At 67.7% G+C, this 21103-nt stretch carries 16 protein-coding genes; 10 read left to right on the top strand and 6 right to left on the bottom strand.

Annotation, left to right across the window (positions count from 1 at the left end; translation table 11 throughout):
• Positions 1-21 precede the first annotated feature (21 nt).
• Positions 22-1149, bottom strand: coding sequence for an App1 family protein phosphatidate phosphatase (locus HHL10_RS21760; RefSeq protein WP_169162504.1), 1128 nt, complete (start codon positions 1147-1149; stop codon positions 22-24).
• Between the two features lie 155 nt (positions 1150-1304).
• On the opposite strand from HHL10_RS21760, the gene HHL10_RS21765 reads away from it, so the two are divergent.
• Positions 1305-1832, top strand: a complete 528-nt coding sequence (locus HHL10_RS21765; RefSeq protein WP_169162505.1) for a hypothetical protein — start codon at positions 1305-1307, stop codon at positions 1830-1832.
• A 156-nt stretch (positions 1833-1988) separates the two neighbouring features.
• Here HHL10_RS21765 and HHL10_RS21770 read toward each other — a convergent pair whose 3' ends face one another.
• Both HHL10_RS21770 and HHL10_RS21775 read right to left on the bottom strand, forming a co-directional pair.
• Complete coding sequence (locus tag HHL10_RS21770) at positions 1989-2417, bottom strand: Hsp20/alpha crystallin family protein (RefSeq protein ID WP_375138971.1); 429 nt, start codon at positions 2415-2417, stop codon at positions 1989-1991.
• Positions 2418-2460: 43 nt separating this feature from the next.
• Positions 2461-2916, bottom strand: a complete 456-nt coding sequence (locus tag HHL10_RS21775; RefSeq protein ID WP_169162506.1) for an Hsp20/alpha crystallin family protein — start codon at positions 2914-2916, stop codon at positions 2461-2463.
• 230 nt (positions 2917-3146) lie between these two features.
• Between HHL10_RS21775 and HHL10_RS21780 the strand changes: the two genes are divergently transcribed.
• The 4 genes from HHL10_RS21780 (at position 3147) to HHL10_RS21795 (ending at position 9209) form a co-directional block, all read left to right on the top strand.
• Positions 3147-4208, top strand: coding sequence for an HlyD family secretion protein (locus HHL10_RS21780; RefSeq protein ID WP_169162507.1), 1062 nt, complete (start codon positions 3147-3149; stop codon positions 4206-4208).
• Positions 4208-5137, top strand: coding sequence for an ABC transporter ATP-binding protein (locus HHL10_RS21785; protein WP_169162508.1), 930 nt, complete (start codon positions 4208-4210; stop codon positions 5135-5137). Before HHL10_RS21780 ends, HHL10_RS21785 begins: the two co-directional genes overlap by 1 nt.
• Positions 5127-6275 (top strand): ABC transporter permease, encoded by a 1149-nt coding sequence (locus tag HHL10_RS21790; RefSeq protein WP_169162509.1) that lies wholly within the window; start codon positions 5127-5129, stop codon positions 6273-6275. Before HHL10_RS21785 ends, HHL10_RS21790 begins: the two co-directional genes overlap by 11 nt.
• 300 nt (positions 6276-6575) lie before the next feature.
• Positions 6576-9209, top strand: coding sequence for a PQQ-dependent dehydrogenase, methanol/ethanol family (locus HHL10_RS21795; RefSeq protein WP_235971711.1), 2634 nt, complete (start codon positions 6576-6578; stop codon positions 9207-9209).
• Between the two features lie 46 nt (positions 9210-9255).
• Here the strand turns inward: HHL10_RS21795 and HHL10_RS21800 are convergent, their stop codons facing one another.
• Positions 9256-11709: an ATP-dependent DNA helicase gene (locus HHL10_RS21800; protein ID WP_169162510.1), complete on the bottom strand. Its 2454-nt coding sequence runs from the start codon at positions 11707-11709 to the stop codon at positions 9256-9258.
• Positions 11710-11984: 275 nt separating this feature from the next.
• Between HHL10_RS21800 and HHL10_RS21805 the strand changes: the two genes are divergently transcribed.
• Entirely contained in the window at positions 11985-12674 is a 690-nt protein-coding gene (locus HHL10_RS21805) for a helix-turn-helix domain-containing protein (RefSeq protein WP_169162511.1), read from the top strand.
• A gap of 112 nt (positions 12675-12786) precedes the next feature.
• On the opposite strand, the gene HHL10_RS21810 is transcribed toward HHL10_RS21805, so the two are convergent.
• A complete protein-coding gene (locus tag HHL10_RS21810; protein ID WP_169162512.1) occupies positions 12787-13242 on the bottom strand; it encodes a hypothetical protein in 456 nt (151 codons plus the stop codon).
• Between the two features lie 452 nt (positions 13243-13694).
• Between HHL10_RS21810 and HHL10_RS21815 the strand changes: the two genes are divergently transcribed.
• Together HHL10_RS21815 and HHL10_RS21820 are read left to right on the top strand one after the other, a co-directional pair.
• The gene (locus HHL10_RS21815; protein ID WP_169162568.1) at positions 13695-14666 is read left to right on the top strand and encodes a DMT family transporter; all 972 of its coding nucleotides are present in this window, start codon (positions 13695-13697) and stop codon (positions 14664-14666) included.
• A 40-nt stretch (positions 14667-14706) separates the two neighbouring features.
• A complete protein-coding gene (locus HHL10_RS21820) occupies positions 14707-15135 on the top strand; it encodes a DUF1810 domain-containing protein (RefSeq protein WP_169162513.1) in 429 nt (142 codons plus the stop codon).
• A 119-nt stretch (positions 15136-15254) separates the two neighbouring features.
• Here HHL10_RS21820 and HHL10_RS30685 read toward each other — a convergent pair whose 3' ends face one another.
• Positions 15255-15644: a hypothetical protein gene (locus tag HHL10_RS30685; RefSeq protein WP_235971719.1), complete on the bottom strand. Its 390-nt coding sequence runs from the start codon at positions 15642-15644 to the stop codon at positions 15255-15257.
• Here HHL10_RS30685 and HHL10_RS21825 point away from each other — a divergent pair.
• Together HHL10_RS21825 and HHL10_RS21830 are read left to right on the top strand one after the other, a co-directional pair.
• Positions 15543-18170 (top strand): MASE3 domain-containing protein, encoded by a 2628-nt coding sequence (locus HHL10_RS21825; protein ID WP_235971712.1) that lies wholly within the window; start codon positions 15543-15545, stop codon positions 18168-18170. The two genes, HHL10_RS30685 and HHL10_RS21825, sit on opposite strands and share 102 nt — an antisense overlap.
• A gap of 439 nt (positions 18171-18609) precedes the next feature.
• Complete coding sequence (locus tag HHL10_RS21830) at positions 18610-21090, top strand: phosphoethanolamine transferase (protein ID WP_169162515.1); 2481 nt, start codon at positions 18610-18612, stop codon at positions 21088-21090.
• Positions 21091-21103: the final 13 nt, after the last annotated feature.

The raw sequence follows: 21103 nt of genomic DNA on the forward strand, positions 1-21103 counted from the left end.
GGGGCTTGACCAAGCTGCCCGTCATGGCGGCGGCGCATCCTCGTCGTCCCGCTTGTCCGCGCGCACCTCCTCCACGGCCCCGGGCCTGATCCAGCCCTGTTCCGCCGCGTGGCGCGCGGCGGCCAGGCTGTCGGGCACCAGCAGTAGCGGCACGCCGGCACGCTGCGTTTCCTCGGCCAGCCTGGCGATGGCGGCCTGGCGCGCCGGGTCGGGATCGACGCTGCGGATGTAGACCGCCCGCACGCGGCCGGGGAAGTCGCGCACGGCCTGGGCGTAGATCTCCGGGTCCTGCTCGCCGCTGTCGCCGATGAGCAGGAAAGGCAGCGCCGCATAAGTGGCCAGCACCTGCTCGATGTGGCGCAGCTTGTGCCCGCGGTGGTCCAGGGGCGCGAACAGCATGTGGTCGCCGAAGTCCTTGAGCATCAGCGGCCCCTCCGGCAGGCCCTGCAGGCGCAGGAATTCCGTCAGCGGCGCGTACAGGTTCCAAGGGCTGCTGGAGACGTAGAACACCGGGTTGCCTTCCGCACCCGAGGCGCCGTCATGCAGCGCCCGGTACAGCGCGGCCACGCCTTCGAAGGGTTTGCGCGTGTGGGCGTTGGAGCTGAGCAGCAGCGCCAGCATGCGCAGCCGGTTGCTGACGTGAGACCAGATCACCGTGTCGTCCAGGTCGCTGATGACGCCGAAGCGGGCCGTGTCCGGCGGCACCAGGGCGCGGGCGGTGGCACGCACCGGCGCGGCGTCGCGGGGTAATGGAGAGAGCAGCTCCAGCTCGACGGCGTGCCAGCCGGGCTGCAGCGGGGCGCCCGGTTCCAGCACGAGCTGCACATGGCCCTCGTCGTCGGCCTGCGTCTCGACGCTGAGCGGCCCCAGCGTGGTGCGCACGCGGGCGCGCGGCACCTCGTCGGAGGCCAGGCGGCGCCAGACCGAGATCAGGTTGCGCCAGGCCGGGTCCGAGGCCTGCGGCGCGCGGTGCGCCACCAGCCGCAGCACGCGCGCGCCCAGTTGCAGCCGCCGCGGCGTGCCCCAGCCGAGGTAGGGCGCGATTTCCAGCGGCCCGGGCGGGCGCCAGCGCTGCCAGTGGACCTGGCGCAGGTCATTGAGCCGGTCGGCCCGGTCCACCCAGCGGCCGAAGGCGGAGCGAAGGTTCATGGCCGCAGGGCGGCAAGGGCCGTGCCCTGGCCCGGCCCGGGGCGCCCGGCCGCTGTAGGAGCACTCCGACGGGCAATTGCGGCGATGGGCGATGGCCTGTGCCCCACGAGCGATGCCCAATGCCGGCATCAGAAGCCACGCACTGGAGAGCCGACATGAATTCCTCCCCTCTCACTCCCTTTGGCGAACATTCGCTGACGCTGGTGGCCGGTGTCTTCGATGACCCCGACCGTGCCGAGCAGGTGGCTGAATCGCTGCGCCACGATCCTGGACTTCACACCACGGTCATCCATCCCGGCGACGAGCAGGTCTCACGCAAGCTGGAGCCCGAGCAGCGCGGCATCTGGCGCACGCTGCTGCGCAGCCATGCCCTGCTCATGCCGGCAGGCGCGCTGCTGGGCCTGGTGGTGGCGCTGTGGCTGGTGGCCGCCGGCTGGCCCGCGGCTGCCGGCTCGCCCTACTTCACGCTGTTGTTCCTGGGCCTCATGGGCGCTTTCTTCGGCGGCATGGTGGCCGGGCTGCTGACGCTGCGCCCGGATCACGCCATCGTCATCCGCCGGGTCCGCGCCGCGCTGGCCCGGGGCCGGCATGCGGTCGTGGTCCATCCCCTGAACGAGATGCGGGCCCGCGCCGCCATGGCGGCCCTGCAGCGGGCGGGCGTGATGCCGCTGCGCTCGCTGTAAGCGCACCGGCATCGAGGCCGCGCGCCGCCATGAAGCCATGAAAAAAGCCCGCCGTCGCGCACTCATTGCGACGGCGGGCAGTGCCCGGGCGATGCTGTGGCGCCCGGGCCTGGACAGACGGTGCCGGCCCGGGGCCGGCGCTTTGGCGGGCCGATCTCAGCCGACCTGCACCTCGATGCGCCGCGGCTGGGCGTGCGCCTGCTTCGGGATGCGCAGGTTCAGCACGCCGTCGCGCAGCTGGGCCTGGATGGCGCCGGCGTCGAGCTCGCGGCTGAGCGTGAAGGCGCGGCGGTAGCGCGGCAGGCGCACCTCGGCGTACAGCGCTTCCAGGCCTTCGGGCGCGAAGGCGGCCACGGTGCCCTCGATCTGCAGCGTGTCGCCTTCGACCTTGAGCTCCAGCTGCTCCCTGGGCACGCCGGGCAGGTCGGCCAGCAGCGTGATGCCGGACTCGTCTTCGAACACGTCCACGCGCGGCACCATCACGCGGTCGTCCTGCTGTGCGCCGCGGCGCTGCACCTGTTGTTGCGGTTGCTGTTGCACGTTGCTGCTCTCGTTCTGGGCTTGAAGATTGCGGTTGTCGGTCATGGCAATGTCTCCGTGATCACTGCGATGCGACGGGTGTGTCGGCTTACTGGACCTGGATGCGCTGCGGCTGCGCCTCGGCACGCCGGCCCACGCTGACGTTGAGCACGCCGTCGCGGTAGCGGGCCTGCACCTTGGACGGGTCGATGTCGTCGGGCAGGCTGATGGCGCGCATGAAGCGGCCACTCACGCGCTCGCGGCTGTAGACGCGCTGCTTCTTGTCCTCGCCCTCGGGCAGCGTGGACGCACGCTCGCCCGAGATGGTCAGCACGCCGCGGTCGAGGTTGACCTCCAGCTTGGCCGGGTCCAGGCCGGGTGCGAAGGCATAGATCTCCACGCTCTGCGGCGTGCGGCCGACGTTGATGGCCGGGAACGAGCCGGGCGCCATGGAGCGGATGTTCGACGGCTGGCCCACCGGGCCGAACACGTCGTCGAGCTCGCGGCGCAGGCGGTCGAAGTCGGAGAAGACGCCACCAGGGAAGTTCAAGAGCGATCCAAACATGTTCATGTCCTCCACGTCATCGGCCCGATGGCAGCTGGTGTTTTCGCTGTTGACGACTCGCTGCCCGGGCCGCTCGGAACCTCAGATAGGGCGCCCTGTCGCGGCTTCAAGAGGTTTTTTTGCAAGCGCGTGGCGCGCGGTCCGAGGCCGCTCGAATCCGGCGCCGCGACGGCGGCCGTGGCACCGGGCAGCCGCCGTGCGAGGCCCGGGGCGGCGCCTACACTGGCTGCATGTCCCGGCGCCGTCCCCGCTCACCCACGCCCGCCTCCGACGGTGGCCCGGGCTGTCGCCGTCCCCCGGTTGTTGCCGCAACGGGTGCCGGCCGCGCCCTGGCGGCGCTGCTGCTGGCCGCCGCCCTGGGCGGCTGCGAGCGCGACCGGGAGCCGGTGATGAGCGGCTATGCCGAGGCGGAGCTGGTCTACGTGTCCAGCGCCGCGGCCGGCACGCTGCGCACGGTGGACGTCCGGCGCGGCCAGGCCGTGCGCCAGGGCGCCCCGCTGTTCACGGTCGAGCCCGAGCCGGACGCGCTGGGCCGCGACGCCGCGCAGGCGCGCCGCGAGCGCGCGCAGGCGCAGGAGCGCAACCTGCGCAAGGGCCGCCGTCCCGAGGAGCTGCGCGCCATCGACGCGCAGCTGGCGCAGGCGCGCGCGGCGCTGTCGGCCTCCGCCTCGGCGCTGCAGCGCCAGGAAAGCCTCATCGCCCAGGGCTTTGTCTCCCCGCTGCAGCGCGAGGCGCTGGTGGCCGCGCGGGATCGCGATGCCGCGCGCGTGCGCGAGCTGGAGGCGCAGCGGCGCCTGGCCACCGAGGCCGCGCGCAGCGACGAGGTGGCCGCCGCCGCTGCCGAGGCGCGGGCGGCCGGAGCGGACTTGGCGCTGGCGCAGTGGCGCGAAGACCAGCGCACCCGCGCCGCGCCGGTGGACGCGCAGGTCTTCGACGTGCTGTACCGCCCCGGCGAGTGGGTCAATGCCGGCCTGCCGGTGGTGGCGCTGCTGCCGCCGCGGAACCTGAAGGTGCGCTTCTTCGTGCCGGAGCCGCTGCTGGCGCGCGTGGCGCCCGGCGCCAGCGTGGCGCTGGCCTGCGACGGCTGCCCGGCCGGGCTGAGGGCGCGGGTGCGCTGGGTTTCGCCGCAGGCCGAGTTCACGCCGCCGGTCATCTACAGCAACGCCAGCCGCAGCAAGCTCGTGTTCATGGCCGAGGCCGACCCCGCGCCCGGCTCCGGCCTCAAGCCCGGGCAGCCGCTGGATGTGCGCCTGGCGGCCACCCCGGCGCCGGCCGCTTCGGGGAGCCAGTGATGGCGGGGCAGAGCGGGGCTGACGCGCCCGCCATCCAGGTCACCGGCCTCGTGAAACGCTTCGGCGGGCGCGCGGTCGTGGACCGGCTGGACATTGCCGTGCCGCGCGGGCGTATCTGCGGCTTCCTGGGCCCCAACGGCAGCGGCAAGACCACCACGCTGCGCATGCTGTGCGGGCTGCTGGAGCCCGACGAGGGGTCCGGAACCTGCCTGGGCCTGGACATCCGCCGCGACGCCCGCGCCATCCGCCGCCGCGTGGGCTACATGACGCAGCGCTTCGGCCTGTACGAGGACCTGTCCATCGCCGAGAACCTGGATTTCGTCGCCCGCGCCTGGGGCCTGCGCCAGAGGCGCCGTGCGGTGGACGCGGCCGTGGAGCGCCTGGGGCTGGCGCAGCGGCGCGACCAGCTCGCCGGCACGCTCTCCGGCGGCTGGAAGCAGCGCCTGGCGCTGGCGGCCTGCCTGCTGCACGAGCCCGAGCTGCTGCTGCTGGACGAGCCCACGGCCGGCGTCGATCCGCAGGCGCGGCGCGAGTTCTGGCAGCAGCTGCATGAGCTCTCGGCGCAGGGCCTGACAGTGCTGGTGAGCACCCATTACATGGACGAGGCCGAGCGCTGCCACCGCCTGGCCTGCATCGCCTTGGGCCGGCTGCTGGCCGAGGGCACGGTGGACGAAGTCATTGCCCAGGCGCGGCTGCGCACCTGGGTGCTGCGCGGGCCGGACGCCGCCCGGGCCGCGCAGCGGCTGCAGCAGGAGGCGCCGGGCTGGATGGCCGTGCCCTTCGGCAGCACCTTTCACTTGAGCAGCGACGATGGCGACGCGTTGCCGCCGTGGCTGCGCGCGCCCGGCGTGCCCTGGACCGTCGAGCCCGCCGCGCCGGGGCTGGAGGACGTCTTCATTGCGCTGACGCGCCGCGGCCATGGCGCGTGACGCCGGCGACCCGCGCTTCAGCTGGGGCCGCGTGCTGGCGGTGCTGCGCAAGGAGTTTTTGCAGCTGCGCCGCGACCGGCTGACCTTCGCCATGCTCATCGGCGTGCCGCTGCTGCAGCTGATGCTCTTTGGTTACGCCATCAACGCCGACCCGCGCCGCCTGCCCACGGCGGTGGTGGCGGCCGAGGCCACGCCGATGGTGCGCGCCGTCGTGCGCGCGGCCGAGCACACCGGCTACTTCCAGGTAGTGCAGGTGCCCACCGAGGGCGAGGCCGAGGCGCTGCTGGCGCGCGGCGAGGTGCAGTTCGTGCTGGTGTTCCCTTCGGACTTCACGCACCGGCTGCTGCGCGGCGAGCGCCCGGCGCTGGCGGTGTACGCCGACGCCTCCGACCCGGCGGCGGCCGGGCCGGCGCTCAATGCCCTGCTCACCCTGCCGCGGCAGGCGCTGTGGCGGGAGCTGACGGGCGCGTTGGCGCCGCTGCGGCCGGGAGCCGAGCCCTTCGAGTTGCGCGTGCACCGGCGCTACAACCCGGAAGGCTTGAGCGCCTACAACGTGGTGCCGGGGCTGATGGGCGTGATCCTGACCATGACGCTGGTCATGATGACCGCCATGGCGATGACGCGCGAGCGCGAGCGCGGCACGCTGGAGAACCTGCTGGCCACGCCGGTGCGGCCGCTGGAGATGATGGTCGGCAAGATCCTGCCGTACGTGCTGGTGGGCTACGTGCAGGTGCTGCTGGTGTTCGCGGCGGCGCGGCAGCTGTTCGAGGTGCCCATGGCCGGCAGCTTCGTGTTGCTGTCGGCGGCGGTGCTGATGTTCATCCTGGCCACGCTGGCGGTGGGCTTCACTTTCTCGACGCTCGCCAGGTCGCAGATGCAGTCGATGCAGCTGACGATGTTCTATTTCCTGCCCAACATCCTGCTGTCGGGCTTCATGTTCCCGTTTCGCGGCATGCCGCGCTGGGCCCAGTGGATCGGCGAGCTGCTGCCGCTGACGCATTTCAACCGCATGGTGCGCGGCGTGATGCTCAAGGGCGCCGGCTGGGAGGCGCTGGCGCCGGAAGCTGCCGCCATCGGCGCCTTCATGCTGGCGGCGGGAGCGGTGGCGCTGCTGCGGTATCGGCAGACGATTGATTGAGGGCCGGCGGCCTTGCTGTCCAGCCGGCACTGCCTTCACCGTGGCGCCCGCCACTGTGAATTGGTCGATTCGCCTGGCTGATCACGAACCCTGCCTGCGCCGCAGCATGCGAAGGCGCCCGCCAAGCCCGAAACGGGTATTCCTGTTCCGCAGTGGCTTCTACCGGCGCTTCGTTCCATATCAAGTTGTAGAAATGGTTTAACCCCTCCGGCTTCTGTGCAGAATGCGTGAAGTGGCTGGATGGCATGGATGCTCTCGGGATGTTGGTCAGTAACGATGATCAGAACGTAAGGAGTGGCGATGATGAATTCGTTAAGCCAACCCTCTGAAAGAGTTCCTTACATCATCACCGTGCTTCTCGCCGCCGTAGCCTGGGCCGTCACGCATACGGTTGACCGCCTGGAATCGACGCCTACTGTCGAATACAGAGAAAAGTTCGAATTGGTGCCGACCGCCGATGGTGAAAAAGTTAATCGTCTCACGGTGCAGTTGAGAAATCTCTCCAGGAATGTTTCGTTTGAGAATATAGAGTTTGTCTTGCGGCGCGCCAATGAAGATAGTAATGTTGCGTTCTTCGAAGGGCGTGGGTTGCTGAACAATACTGTGGCCCATGCTCCGACCTGGGCTTCGGAGAAAAAGGCATCCACGAGCGGTGGAGGCTATTCAGTGGTTTACGCGATTTCAACCCTGCCTCCTAATGGGCGAGTTGATCTGGTCGCGCACTACAGAGGGAATGAACGTCCCGTTGCTCTGGGAAGACTGGAAAAGCCGGGAGAGCATCCACTCAGGCTTGCGCCTCCTTCCATTGAGACATTCTTATTGGCCAATGAGGCACTGGTGGTTTTTGGTGCGTTGCTGGTGTGGACTGTCGTGGTCGTGATTGCACTCTTGGTGCGGGTGCATACCTTGCGCTGGTGCATTGTCGGGGTCGTCTGCCTGGTGGCTTCAATGCTCCCGTTCGTGAGCCATGCACAAGGTGATCCGCATGTCATGGTCGACGTGATAAAGGTTGTCAATCCGAAGCTGCAGGGCATTGAGAGCGAGATATTGCTCATTGATCCGGAAAACAAGGAGTCGAATTTTTCTTTCACGGACAAAGACGGAGTGGCGAGGCCCAGGAAGCGGTGTGCCAAGTCAAACCGGTTGATGGCACGGTCGGCTGATCGGGTGTGGCAAAGCGCGGAACGTAAAGATTATTGTAACAAGGAAGTGACGCTGCGGGTGAGTTATGCCCCGGTCTCCGCGTTGATCAGCAATCCGAAGAACTGGGCCATGCAAGCCGGGGACATGTATGGCCGACGATATAGCCCGCTGAACCAAATCAACCGGCGTACCGTCACCACGATGAAAGTGGCGTGGACGTTTTCTACCGGCGTGCTGCGAGGCCATGAAGGAGGGCCGATTGTCATCGGCAATACCCTGTACGTCCACACGCCGTTCCCAAATAAAGTTTTTGCCATCGACCTGGAGTCGCAACGCATCAAGTGGAAATATGAGGCAAAGCAGGTTGCAGGTGCTGGCGTGCCTGCGTGCTGCGATTCAGGCGCAGGAGGGGTTGCCTACGCCGAAGGAAAGATATTTTTGCAGCAGGCGGACATGACCCTGGTGGCCCTGGATGCTGACACCGGGGCCGTGATCTGGTGGGTGAGGACCGGCGATCCCAAATTTGGGCAAAGTAGCGTCAATGCACCCCATGTATTCAAGGACAAGGTTATCACCGGAATTGCAGGTGATGATTTCGGTATTCGCGGCTTCATCGCGGCCTATAGTGTCGAGGACGGTGCGTTGGTCTGGAAAGGCTACAGCACCGGTCCGGACAGTGAAATGCTGATCGATCCGGTTGAGACATTGACCTATGCAAACGGCCGGATGGAACCTGTCGGCCCGGATTCATCGCTCAAATCCTGGGCCGGCGAGGAGTGGAAGCTCGGAGGGGGTACTACGCCCGGTGCCTATTCCTTCGATCCGGAACTTAATCTTCTTTATTATGGCTCCGGAAGTCCCTCATACTGGAACCCGGCGCAGCGGTCGATTGACCACAAGTGGACGGCCTCCATATGGGCCCGAGACATCGATACCGGACGGGTCAAGTGGATCTATCAGACGACGCCGAACAACAACTGGGGTTTCAGCGCCGCAACGGAGATGCTTCTGGCTGATATCCCGGTCAAAGGGGTCCAGCGAAAAGCTCTGGTCCACTTCGATACCAACGGATTTGCCTACACCCTCGATCGCGTCACGGGTGAACTGCTGGTCGCGGACAAGTACAATTCCTCAGCCAATTGGGCCACTCGCATCGACCTGACATCAGGGCGTCCGCAACTCGAAAAACAGTACGCTACCGTGCCGAAGGACGTGAACGTGCCCACCATAGGCGTTTGTCCGGCCATGACGGACTCCAAGGGACAACAGCCCTCGGCATTCGATGCAGAAAACGGGTTGTTCTATGTGCCAACCAGTGCAGTTTGCATGGATTATGAGCCTTTCGTGGTTGAATATACGGCTGGACAACCTTATGTCGGTGCTACGCTTTCAATGTATCCCGCCCCCCGCAACCGGAACAAGGCCGGCGGATTCCTGGCCTGGGATGCCGGCCTGGGAAAACTCGTCGGTGCACGGCAAGAGTCGTTTGAGGTGCGTAGCGGCGCATTGGTGACGGCCGGCGGAATCGCATGCTATGGAACGTTGGAAGGGTATCTGAAATGCGTGGACGCGGCCGATGTGAGCAAGGAGCTGTTTTCTTTCAAGACGCCGTCCGGAATTGTTGGCAATGTAAATACCTGGGAGTACAGGGGCAAGCAATATATTGGGGTCTTGTCGGGGATTGGAGGTGAGCCTGGGGTTGGCACCACAGCAGTGCCAGAGAAAGACAAGGAGCTGTCGGCCTATACCCAGCTTGGCGGGCAATTGACGGTATTCGCACTTCCGGATTGATGACGCTAATCGGGCTTTGAATATCGGAAACAACGGGAGCGGGACCTCACTCCCCCACCCGCCACCACCCCGGCAGCAGCGCCCGCACCTCGGCCCAATCGAAGCGCTCGTCCAGCAGGTGCAGCACGCCGCGGTCCTCGGGGCCGCGGATCACGCGGCCGGCGGCCTGCACCACCTTCTGCAGCCCCGGGTACAGGTAGGCATGGTCGAAGCCGGCGCCGAACTGCGCCTGCAGCCGCTCGCGGAACTGCTCGTTGACCGGGTTCACCTGCGGCAGCCCCAGCGTGGCGACGAAGGCACCGATAAGCCGCTCGCCGGCCAGGTCGATGCCCTCGCTGAAGGCGCCGCCCAGCACCGCGAAGCCGACGCCCCGGCCGCCCTCCGTGAAGCACTCGATGAACGCGGCCTGTTCCGCCTCGCTCATGCCGCGCGCCTGCGTCCACGTCGGGATGTCCGGCCGCTCCGCGGCGAAGCGCTCCGCCACCTGCCGCAGGTAGCCGTAGCTGCTGAAGAAGGCCAGGTAGTTGCCGGGCCGCTCGTCGTACTGCGCGCCCATGATCGCCACGATGCGCGCCAGTGAAGCCTCGCGGTGCCGCCAGCGCGTGGACAGCCGCCGCGCCACGCGCACGCGCAGCTGCTCGGCCGTGAAGGGCGCCTCCACCTCCAGCTGCAGCGTGTCCTCGGGCAGCCCCAGCAGCCGGATGTGGTGGTGCGGCGGCCGCAGCGTGGCGGAAAAGAGCGTCACCGACTGCGCCGCCGCCAGCCGCGGCTGCAGGTGCGGCGCGGGCACCACGTTGCGCAGGCACAGGCGCTGGTGGCGCCCGTCGGTGTGCAGGTCCAGCAGCGCGTGCGGCCCGAACGCCGCCGCCAGCCGCGCGAAGTGCAGGGCGTCGAAGGCGAAGTCCAGCAGGGCCGGGTCCGGCCGGCCGGGCTCGTCCGCCAGCTGTGCCAGCACCGCCGAGGCCGCCAGCTGCAGCGCTTCCACGAACTTCACGGGCATTCCGTCCAGCACCCGGTACGGAGGCTGGGGCGCACGCGGCTTCGCGGGGCGCGCCACCCCGGCCACCGTGCCGTCCTCGGACAGCAGCGAGGGCTGCAGCTCCTGGCCGTGCGTACTGTCCGGGACCTCGGATTCGGCGGCTTCCGCACCTTCCGCCTGCGCCGGCAGCCGCACCACCTCGCGCCAGCAGCGCTGCAGCCGTTGCAGGGCGCGCTTGAGCTCGCCCGTGGCCTGGCGCTGCAGGGCGCGCCACGTGGCCGGGTCGAGCTCGGCCGTGTACATGCGCCGGGCCCGGTCCACCAGGTTGTGCGCCTCGTCCACCAGGAGGGCGGTCTTCCAGCCCTGCGCGCCGCTCAGGCCGTGCAGCAGGGCGTTGGGATCGAACCAGTGGTTGTAGTCGCCGACGAACACGTCGGCCCAGGGCGCCAGCTCCTGGCCCAGGTAGTACGGACACAAGCCATGCCGCGCCGCCAGCGCGCGCAGCGGCTCGCGCTCCCAGGCCGGCAGCGACACCGCCTCCAGCCGCGCCGCGGGCAGCCGGTCATGAAAGCCCGCCGCCAACGGGCAGGAGCCACCGTGGCAGGCCTTGTCGGGGTGCTCGCAGCTCTTCTCGCGCGCGACCAGCTCCAGCACGCGCAGCGGGAACACCTTGGCCTGCTGCGGGGCGGCGGGCGCCTCCCGCGTCGTGCCAGCCGATGGGCCCTGCGACCCGCGCAGCAGGCCCAAGGCGTCGAGCGCGAGCGCGCGGCCCGAGGTCTTGGCGGTGAGGAAGGCGATGCGGTCGATGCCTTGTCCCGGCACCGCCTTGAGCAGCGGAAACAGCGTGCCCACCGTCTTGCCGATGCCCGTGGGCGCCTGGGCCAGCAGGCGGCGGCCGCCGCGCGCCGCGCGGTACACGGCCTCGGCCAGGGTGCGCTGCCCGGGGCGGAAGGCGGCATGCGGAAAGGCCAGCGCCTGCAGCGCCGCGTCGCGCGCCGCGCGGTGCGCCGCCTCCAGCCGCGCCCACTGCTCGAAGGCGGCGCAGGCCGACAGCAGCTGCGCCTCCAGCTCGGCCGCCGTGCAGTGGCGGGTGAGCACCGTCTCCTGCCCGCTGCCCAGCTCCAGGTAGACCAGGGCCAGCTCCACGTCGGCGCAGCCCTGCTGGCGGCACAGCAGCGCGCCGTAGACCATGAGCTGCGCCCAGTGCAGCGTGCGCACGCTCTCGGGCTGGCGCTCCAGCCGGCCGCGGTGGGTTTTCACTTCCTCCAGCCGGTGCAGCGCCGGGTCGTAGCCGTCGGCGCGGCCGCGCACGCGCAGCGCCCCCACCACGCCTTCCAGTGCCAGCTCGCGCTGGTAGCCCGCGCCCCGGCGCGACGCCACCAGCGCATGGCCCTCGATGCCTTCCTGCGCCGTCGGCCCGCCGCTGAAGCGCTGGTCCAGGTCGCCGCGGCGCAGCCCGAACTCGCACAGCGCGCGCACGGCGACGGTGTAGAGCGGAGAGGCATCGGGCTGTGCGGACATACAGCCGGGATTGTCGCGTGCGGGCCACCGCGGGTCCGTCGCACGGTTGTCAGGGCAGCCCGGCCCTGCGGCGGGCACGGTGGCGGAGCAGGCTCCAGCCGACATGGAACCGGGACCGCGCGGCCCCAGCCGCTTCATTGTCCAGATCGCCTGAACAATGAGGCCACTCATTGACCCTGTTATTCGGGCTTTCTGACCAATCGACGGCTGGATTGCCTGCACGTCCGGCAGGGCGTCCCGGCGGTGCGCCGCGGCGGGGCGCGGACAATCGCGCCATGGATCGCCGCCTCGAACATGCCCAGGCCTCGCTGCGCCGCTACGCGGGCGAGTACCCGGCGCATGCGCACGGGCACGCGCAGGTGCTGGTGGGGCTGCAGGGCTGCCTGGAGCTGGAGCTGGACGGACACGCGGCTTTCGTCGATGCCGCCAGCGCGCTGATCGTGCCGGCGGGCGTGTCGCACGCCTTCCTGGCCGACACGCCGGCGCGCATGCTGGTCATCGACGCGCCGCCCGGGGGCGCGCTGCAGCGCGTGCGCCGCTTCGTGCCGCCGCCGCACTGGAAGGCGCAGCCGCCCGACGTGCTGGACGCCGAGGCCGCCATCGCGGCCGTCGGCGGCACCGCCACGCTGCTGCAGCGCCGGCGCATCGACCTCATGGTGCTGGAGGCGGCGGTGGCCGCGGCGCCGGCGCAGGACTGGTCCACGCCGCGGCTGGCCGGCCTGTGCTTCCTGAGCCCGCAGCGCTTCCATGCCCGCTTCACCGAGCTCAGCGGCCTGACGCCCGCGGCCTGGGTGCGCCGCTGCCGGCTGGACGCGGCCGAGCGGCTGATCCGCGCCGGCCTGTCGCTGGACGCCGCCGCGCTGCAGGTGGGCTACGCCACGGCCAGCGCGCTGGCCTTCGCGCTGCGGCGCGAGCGGGGTTATGGCGCGCGCGCAGTGCGTGCCCGGCGGAATTTGCAGACCTGAGTGGCCTGATCCGTCAGGGCCGCAGTAATTGCGCCCCCGGGGATGCTTTGCTTTTCCACATTCCGCCGAGTTGCACGGCAAAGGCCATGTCCAGGCCGTTTCAATAAGTTTCTTAGGAGAAAGTGCCCCAGCCGCCGCCGGGCGTGCCGAGTTGGACACCAGCGCCGTAAAACTCGGCGTGCCCGATATAGGTATTGTCCTTGAAGAAAGTCACCTGGAAACCGCCGACGCCGATACCGATGCCGGCCGCCTGGAAAGTGATGCCTTCGGCGTTCTTGAGCGTGTGCGGGTCCACGTTGAAGGAGGCTTGCCCGCCGAGAGTTCCCGTGGCGCCGAGGCCGGCCACGAGCCCCTTGCCGTTGAACGTGAGGGACAGGCCGTCCGGGAAGTTCAGGTTCAGGTCCACCTGCAGGTAGATGAAGACATAGGCACAGGCGCCGGACGCGCTGCTGGTGGTCCAGGTCTGCGCGGAAACGTCGAGATCCGCATATCGGGCTCCCATTTCAGCGTAATGGCGGGTAATGGCTTTGTGCGTTTCTTCAGCACGCATGACGATTTCCTGGCTCATGGACTCGACTCCCAGTGGGAACTTTTCTTGGGCTGTTTTGTAGGGTGTCCAAGTACGCAGCCCATAGCCGTACAAGACCCGAAATGGCAATTTCCATCCATGCGCGTCTGATTAACCAGGTGCTGCCACGCGCAATTACTGCGACAAAGCCGAAAACAGGTGCATACGATAAAAAACCAAATCCAATCTGGATAGATGTAAGAAATGGTTAGGAAGTTGATACCGTGAATTTTTCACGTTTGCCGTCTCGTGTCCGGCATGGCGGCGGGACATGCCCGGTGGCGATTTACGGCGCGTGCCTGCAAGAACAAGGCGGCCCGCCGACGGCATGGCGGGGGACGCCGTGCAGGGCGCCATGGGAAGCTTGAACGAGCTTCGGGCCGGCACCGCGCGACGGCAGGACGCGAGTTTCTAGACATTTCCGCCCCGTGTTCCGCCGCATCCTGCGCGGCATGAACAGCGATCCCAAAACCGGCGTCGTCCTGGTGCTGACGGCCGCCACCCTCTGGGGCACCACGGGCACCGCTCAATCCCTGGCCACGGGTGCGCTGTCGCCGCTGTGGTTTGGCGCGCTGCGCCTGCTGGTGGCGGCGGCCTTCTTCGCCTGCTGCTTTGCGGCGCAGCGCGGGCGCGGTCTAGCGCCAGCCACGGCGCGCAGCGTGCCCTTGCCGCTGCCGGCGCTGCTGGGCGCGGGGCTGAGCATGGCGGCCTACAACCTGACTTTCTTTGCCGGCGTGCGCGGGGCCGGCGTGGCGGTGGGCACCGCCATCGCGCTGGGCAGCGGGCCGGTGTGGGCCGGCGTGCTGCAGTCGCTGCTGGCGCGGCAGGTGCCCGCGGCCGGCTGGTGGCTGGGCACGGCCCTGGCCGTGGGCGGCGGCGTGCTGATGACGCTGGCCGGCGGCGGCACGGCCGGTGGCGTCGCGCTGGGCGGCGTGGTGCTGTGCCTGCTCTCGGGCCTGTCCTACGCCGCCTACACGCTGCTGAGCCAGCGGCTGCTGCGCAGCCTGGCGCCCTCGGCCGTGACGCTGCAGGCCTTCGTCGTCGCGGCGGCGCTGGCCGTGCCGGCGGCGTGGTGGGAGTCCGGCGCGCTGGCGCTGCGCTGGGCCGACGGCCTGGCCGTGCTCTACGTGGGCGTGGTCACCGCGGGCATCGCCTACCTGCTGTTCAGCCATGCGCTGCGCCACGTCAGCGCCGCCTCGGCCGTGACGCTGACGCTGGGCGAACCGGTGGTGGCCTTCATGCTGGCCGTTGCCGTGGTGGGCGAGCGTCCCTCGGCGTGGGCCTTCCTGGGCCTGCTGCTGGTCGTGGCCGGCGTGCTGGCGGTGGTGCGCAACGAGCTGGCCGGTGCCGCGAAGCAGGGACATGCGTCCGGCGCCCCGGCCGATGCGGCAAGCTCGCGCCAGCTCTCGCCCAGCGGCTCCTGACCCCAGGCGCGCGGCGGGCGGGGGCTTCCAGGAAGCCGCCATGGACGACCCCTTCGACCTGAACCGTTTCGTCGCCGCGCAGGACCCGGTGCTGGCACACGTGCGCGCCGAGCTGGCCGCCGGCGACAAGCGCAGCCACTGGATGTGGTTCGTGTTCCCGCAGCTCAAGTCGCTGGGCCGCAGCGCCACGGCGCTGCACTACGGCCTGGCCTCGCGCGAGGAGGCGCTGGCCTACTGGCGCCACCCGCTGCTGGGCCCGCGCCTGCGCGAGTGCACGGCGCTGGTGCTGGGCGTGCCCGCGCCGCGCAGCGCGCACGCCATCTTCCATTCCCCCGACGACCTGAAGTTCCGCTCCTGCATGACGCTGTTCGCCGCCGTGGCACCCGAGGAGCCGCTGTTCCGGCAGGCGCTGGAGCGGTTCTATGACGGGCCGGATGGGAGGACGCTGGAACTGCTGGGCACGCCCTGACGCGCCACGGGCCGCACTGCCGCGGTCCTGGCTGGCGACGCTGTATTTCTTGCACGCCGGAGCCCGCCTTGAGGCATTTCAAGGGCGCGTCAGCTCCGCGCACCACAATCGCGCTCGGTTCACGCCGGGCAGGCGTGGGCAGCGGCATCCGGGCAGGAGACAGCCCGGATGCCGGCACAGGCCGGCGGCATGGCAGTGGCACCGCTTCTTGAAAACAGAACGAATACCGAACAAGAGAAAACGTGGTCAAAGAACGCACCATGACCGGGCTGAAAATGGGGATCGGCCTGCTCACCTTGTTTCTGCTCGCCGGTTTCTGGTTGCCGGCCGACAATTTCTTTCTGGCCTCGCAGCATTTTTTGCCCCTGCACATTCTTCTTGAATTCGCCGCCATGGCGATCGCGGCCATGGTTTTCGCCCTGACCTGGACGCTGCACCGGGAGGGCGACCAGCGCATGCTGTGGCTGGGCATCGGTTTTCTGCTGGTCGCCACCATCGATTTCGCGCATACCTTGTCCTACCAGGGCATGCCAGTGTTCGTGACGCCCAGCGGCCCGGAAAAGGGCATTTATTTCTGGCTAGTGGCCCGGGTGTTTTCCGCTTTGGCGCTGCTGCTGTTCGCTTTCCTGCCCGCGCGGCCCACCCGGCCGCTGAGCGGCGTGCTCGGCCTGGTGGCGGGGCTGGCGCTGGCGGGCCTGGTTTACTGGGTCGGGTTGTGGCACCTGGAGCTGCTGCCCCGCACCTTCATTCCTGGCGAAGGGCTGACCGCATTCAAGGTCGGCCTCGAATATGTGCTGGTGGTGCTGTTCGCGACGGCGGCTTTTAGGCTGGTGTGGCGGGCCTGGATCGAGGATTCCTCCAACCTGGCGTTCATGGCCGCCGCCGCCTGGACGATGGCCCTGTCCGAGTTGTTTTTCACGCTCTACGCCAACGTCACCGACATATTCAATGTGCTCGGCCATGTCTACAAGGCCACGGGCTGCGCGCTGATTTACTACGGCATTTTCGTCACCGGCGTGCGCCTGCCGCAGGCGGCCTTGCGCGAGCTGTCCACGCGCTACCGCAACATCATCACCGGCACCAACGTCGGCACCTGGGAATGGAACGTCAAGACCGGCGCGGTGCTGTTCAACGAGCGCTGGTGCTCGATGCTGGGCTACCGCCCGGACGAGATCCAGCCCAGCGTGGAGAGCTGGACCGAGCTGGTGTATCCGGAGGACTGGGCCCGCATCCGCGCCGCGCTCGATCCGCACCTGCGCGGCGAGACGCCTTTCTATGAATCCGAACACCGCTTGCGCCACAAGGACGGCCATCTCGTCTGGGTGCTCGATTGCGGCCAGGTGATCGAGCGGGACGAGCAGGGCCGCGCGCTGCGTGCCGCGGGCATGCACATGGACATCACCGACCGCAAGACCGAGCAGCAGCGCACCGAGGCCCTGCTGGAGAAGCTGGTCGAAAGCCGCACCGCCGAGCTGGAGGCGGCCAGGATCGCGGCCGAGGCGGCGAATGCGGCCAAGAGTGCCTTCCTGGCGCACATGAGCCACGAGATCCGCACGCCGCTCAACGCCATCATCGGCATGGCGCAAATCGCCACGCGGGATGCCCAGCTCACGGCGGCGCGGCCTTATCTGAAGCAGATCCAGGATTCCGGCCGGCTGTTGCTGGAATTGGTCAGCGATATCCTGGACTTGGCCAAGATCGAGGCCGGCAAACTGGCCCTGGAATCGCGCCCGGTGCATGTGCCCAGCCTGATCCAGCGCGCCATGCGCTTGACCGAGCACCGCGCGCTGCAGCAGCAGCTCGACTTCCGGGTGGAGTGGGGCGCCGATGTGCCCGAAGCCGTGCTGTGCGACGAGACCCGGCTGCTGCAGGTATTGGTCAATCTGCTGGGCAACGCCATCAAGTTCACCGAGCGGGGCAGCGTGCGGCTGCAGGTGTCGAGCGACCGGGTTCAGGAGCAGCGCTGGCTGGAATTTGCCGTGCGGGACACGGGCATCGGCATGAACCCCGAGCAGATGCGGCAGCTGTTCCGCCCCTTCACGCAGGCCGACAGCTCCACCACGCGGCGTTTCGGTGGCACCGGCCTGGGGCTGTCCATCAGCAAGCGCATCGTGGACCTGATGCAGGGGCGCATCGATGTCAGCAGCGAGCCGGGCCGGGGGTCGTGCTTCCGGCTGCGCATCCCGGTGACGGAAACCGCGCCGTGCGGCGCCGAAAGCCCGGAGCCCTTGCCGGCTCCGCCGGGCACGCGGCGGCTGGCGGGCCTGCACATCCTGGCGGCCGAGGATGACGGGGTGAACCGTTGGGTGCTGCGCGACCTGCTGGAACAAGAGGGCGCGCAGTGCGTGGTGCTCGACAGCGGCCTGGAGGCGCTGCGGGCCCTGGCCGAGCGGGCGGATTTCGACCTGCTCATCACCGACGTGGAGATGCCCGGGCTCAACGGCCACGACACGGCCCGGCGCTGCAAGAGCCTGTATCCCGGCCTGCCCGTGATCGGGCTCACGGCCTACGCGCTGGCCGAGGAACGGCAGCGCTGCCTGGACGCCGGCATGGACGAGCACCTCACCAAGCCGGTGGATGCGGACCTGCTCTGCGCCGCGATCCTCAAGGCCGTGGGCCGGTCCCAGAACGGCGCCGCGGCCGGGCCGGCCCCGCGCACCTCGCGGGTGGCCGAGGCGACGCCGGTCATCGACTGGCAGGCACTGTGGAGGCGGCTGCGCCGGCCCGAGTCGGTCCGGCAGATCCTGGAGATCCTGTTGAACAACCATGCCGGCTCGGCCGCGCTGCTGCGGGGGCAGCTGGCCTGTTCGGACCACGAGCCCCTGGCGCTGCTGGCCCACAAGCTCCAGGGCGTGGGTGGCACCCTGTTCGCGGAACCGGTACGGCATGCCGCCGCGTTGCTGGAGCAGCAGTTGCGCAGCGCCGGGACGCCCGACCCGGTACTGGTCCTGCGCCTGGCCGGCGCCGTGGAGGCGCTGGTGGAGACGGCGCGCTCAGCCCTGGCCGACCTGGAGCGGGCCTTGCCGGCTCCGTAAGCGCTGCCGGCGCGTCGAGCTTCCGACATAACCCTTCAAATTTCCCGGCATTCTCGCGCCCATCCCACTCCCGCCTCCGCAGCCGCCACGAGCAAGTCGGATTTCATTCCGGCTGTTTCACATGATCACAAATGGAAAATGTTTTGTGTTCGCTGTGTGACACTGCAGTCGTAAATTGGCGGTGCGCCTCGGAATCGGCTTGGGCGTGAGTTTGATACGAGTACGCCGCCTGGAAAAATATGGCGTGGCAACGCTTGCCAGTATGGGTTGGTGCTGCTTTGCGCCGAATCGCTGGGTTCCGCGAGGTAAAGCGCAGCAGGTGCGCAAGTTCTCGCGTCGCCGGCTTTGGGATCGGTATGGATCTCACAGAGACAAACGCTTGATCTTGTCTTGCGGACCGCCTGGTGTCCGGGGCTGAAGCGGGGCAGGGGAGGGGGCGATGAGCGAACAGGATTGGATTGCCCAGCTTCAGGCCCAGGTCGAACCCATACTCCGGCAGGTGGCCATCTGGACGCGGCGGGAGTTTTTTCTGGCTGGCGCCCTGCTGTTGGCGTTGGTTCTCTTGAAGAAGAAGCAGCGGACCGCGGCGGCCTTCAGCGTCCTGGCGGGGTGGACGTGGATGGCGTTCCATGACTCGGTGACGGAATATTTCCATTCCCTGGGCTCGGATTCCTTTGCGGAGGCCCAGAATTTCGACTGGCATGAAGCCATGTTCTGGTTCACGACCTTGCGGGAGGTCGTCACGCCCGATTGGAGCCTGGGCAATTTCGTGCCTGTCGTTGCCGTCGCTTTGGCTGCATTTTGGGGCATGCAGACGGTGTCCGGGCGGCGCCATTCCGGCGGGGAAATTGATTATCGGCTGCCCGTCGTGGTGGCCTCGGTGGCCATCTGTATCGCCGTGCTCCGCGTGGTCGGAGTCACGACGGGATTTTATCTGAGCAATTCAAACTCTTTTTCTTCACTGAAAAAGAATTTTGACACGCCCGTGCCCGGCATCGCAGGTACCGGCAACGATATCAAGATCGTGGTCTATATCGGCGAGTCCACCTCGGTCATGAACATGTCGGTCTACGGTTATGGCAGGAATACCACGCCCAACTTGAAGCGCCTGCATGAAGAGGCCGACAATCTGCTGGTTTTTCATGATGTCTTCTCGACCCACACCCATACCAGTTTTTCATTGTTGGAGGCCTTGTCTTTTGCCGTTGACACTCGGGAAAACTACTTGCCCATCAATGCCCGGCGACGGCTTTCCATCATCGATGTGCTGCAAAGCAATGGCATCCCGACGGCGCTGATCAGCAATCAAGGCAAGGCAGGCACCTGGAACCAGGCGTCTTCCATCATTTTCAAGAATGCGAGCCGGACTTTCAGTATCCGATCGGAATTGGCCGGCAGCCGTGACGTGGCCTTGAAGCGGCCCTGGGACCATGAGTTCTTCCTGCAGCAGGTGCAGCCGGCGGGAGCGGGGCTGAGCTTGCCGGCAAGAGTGACCTTTTTGCATTCCTATGCCGGCCATGGAAAATATTTCGAAAATATTCCGCCGGCTTACCGACTCCCCGTCGATCGCCAGTACGAGGGCATCGCTCCAGCGCTTCTGTTCGGTTTTTCGGGCAACCACCTGAAGGATCTCGAACAATACGATGCGGCGGTCAAGTATATCGATGAGTCACTCTGCAAAATCATCGAGTTGGTCAGGCGCTCGGTGCAGCCCATCGTCCTTGTTTATTTTTCAGATCATGGCGAATCCATTTACACGGGGCGGGGGCATGAATCGTCGCGTTTCACCCACGAGATGGCGCGTGTGCCGCTGGTGATGTACTTCAATGATGCCGCCAGGCGGGCGCACGAGGAACTGTTCCAAAAATACAGCGGCCTGTCCCGGTCGGCCAACAGTTCCACGCTGGCCCAAGTGCCGAGTACGCTGCTGGACTTGCTGGGCGCCCGCATCGAGCCGCGCGACGCCGCAAAGCTCATTCCCACCGCCGTGGTCGGCGAGAAAACGGCTCATCCGCCCATCATGGTGCGGCAGACGGCCGCAGGCATCGAGTATTTGAGAATTGACCGTCCGGGCTTGGAGTTGCCTGAAAATCCGGGCCGCAAGGCTTTCGAAAGCAAGGACCTTGCTTCCGCAGTTCATGTCCTCAACCGGCATAAATCCAAAGGCATGGGCTTGGTCTGCTATGGGCCCGCCCAAACGCTGGGCGCGGCGTTGCGAGGCAGCCTGGTTTCCGACTGCCTGCAGCTTGATTTGACTGAAGGGGGCCAGGCCGCCGGCCCTGGTCCGACCGCGCTTGCGCTGGCGCCGGTCCTGCCGAGAATCCTGCAGATTGCGGCAAACCGGCAAATGGCTCTCTGGCTGCGCGCGCAGGGTTCAATGGCGCCCGGTCAGTGCGAACAGCTTGCACGCTCGGTCGAGGAAATGAAGGCCAAGCCCAGAAGCGTCATGGTCGAGTTTCCCGCCGCGGCGCTGCCCGAAACCGCGGCGCTGGAGTCTTGCGCCCAGGCATTTGCCAAGGCCGGCATCATGCTTTCGTACCGGGTTCCGGTAGAACCGGCCCGAGGCTGTGCCGAGGCGCTCGCTCTGGGAAAATCTTTCAATGACACGGAAATGTGCCTCTCGTTCCGCAGGAAATTGGCCGCGGTTCGCGACAGCCGGTTGTTTGCCGATATCGTCTTTGAATATCCAAGCATTCAAGCCATCGAGCATGCGGACCGGGACCGGCATTTTTCCTGGAACCTTGTCCAGGTGCAGGCCGGGGATTATTTCGACATTTCACCGGAACGTTTCCGGATGGTGGTGCCGGACGGCAACGATCCCAACAGTCCCCGCCCTGTGAACGCGACACCGCATTGGAGCCGCATGAGGCCGTCCGAGGGCGAACCGCGCCTTGTGCGCGCGGCGGCTGCCGTCGAGTAGCAGGGCGTCGCGC

Origin of the sequence: Azohydromonas caseinilytica (assembly GCF_012927045.1) — a bacterium.
GTDB lineage: Bacteria > Pseudomonadota > Gammaproteobacteria > Burkholderiales > Burkholderiaceae_C > Azohydromonas > Azohydromonas caseinilytica.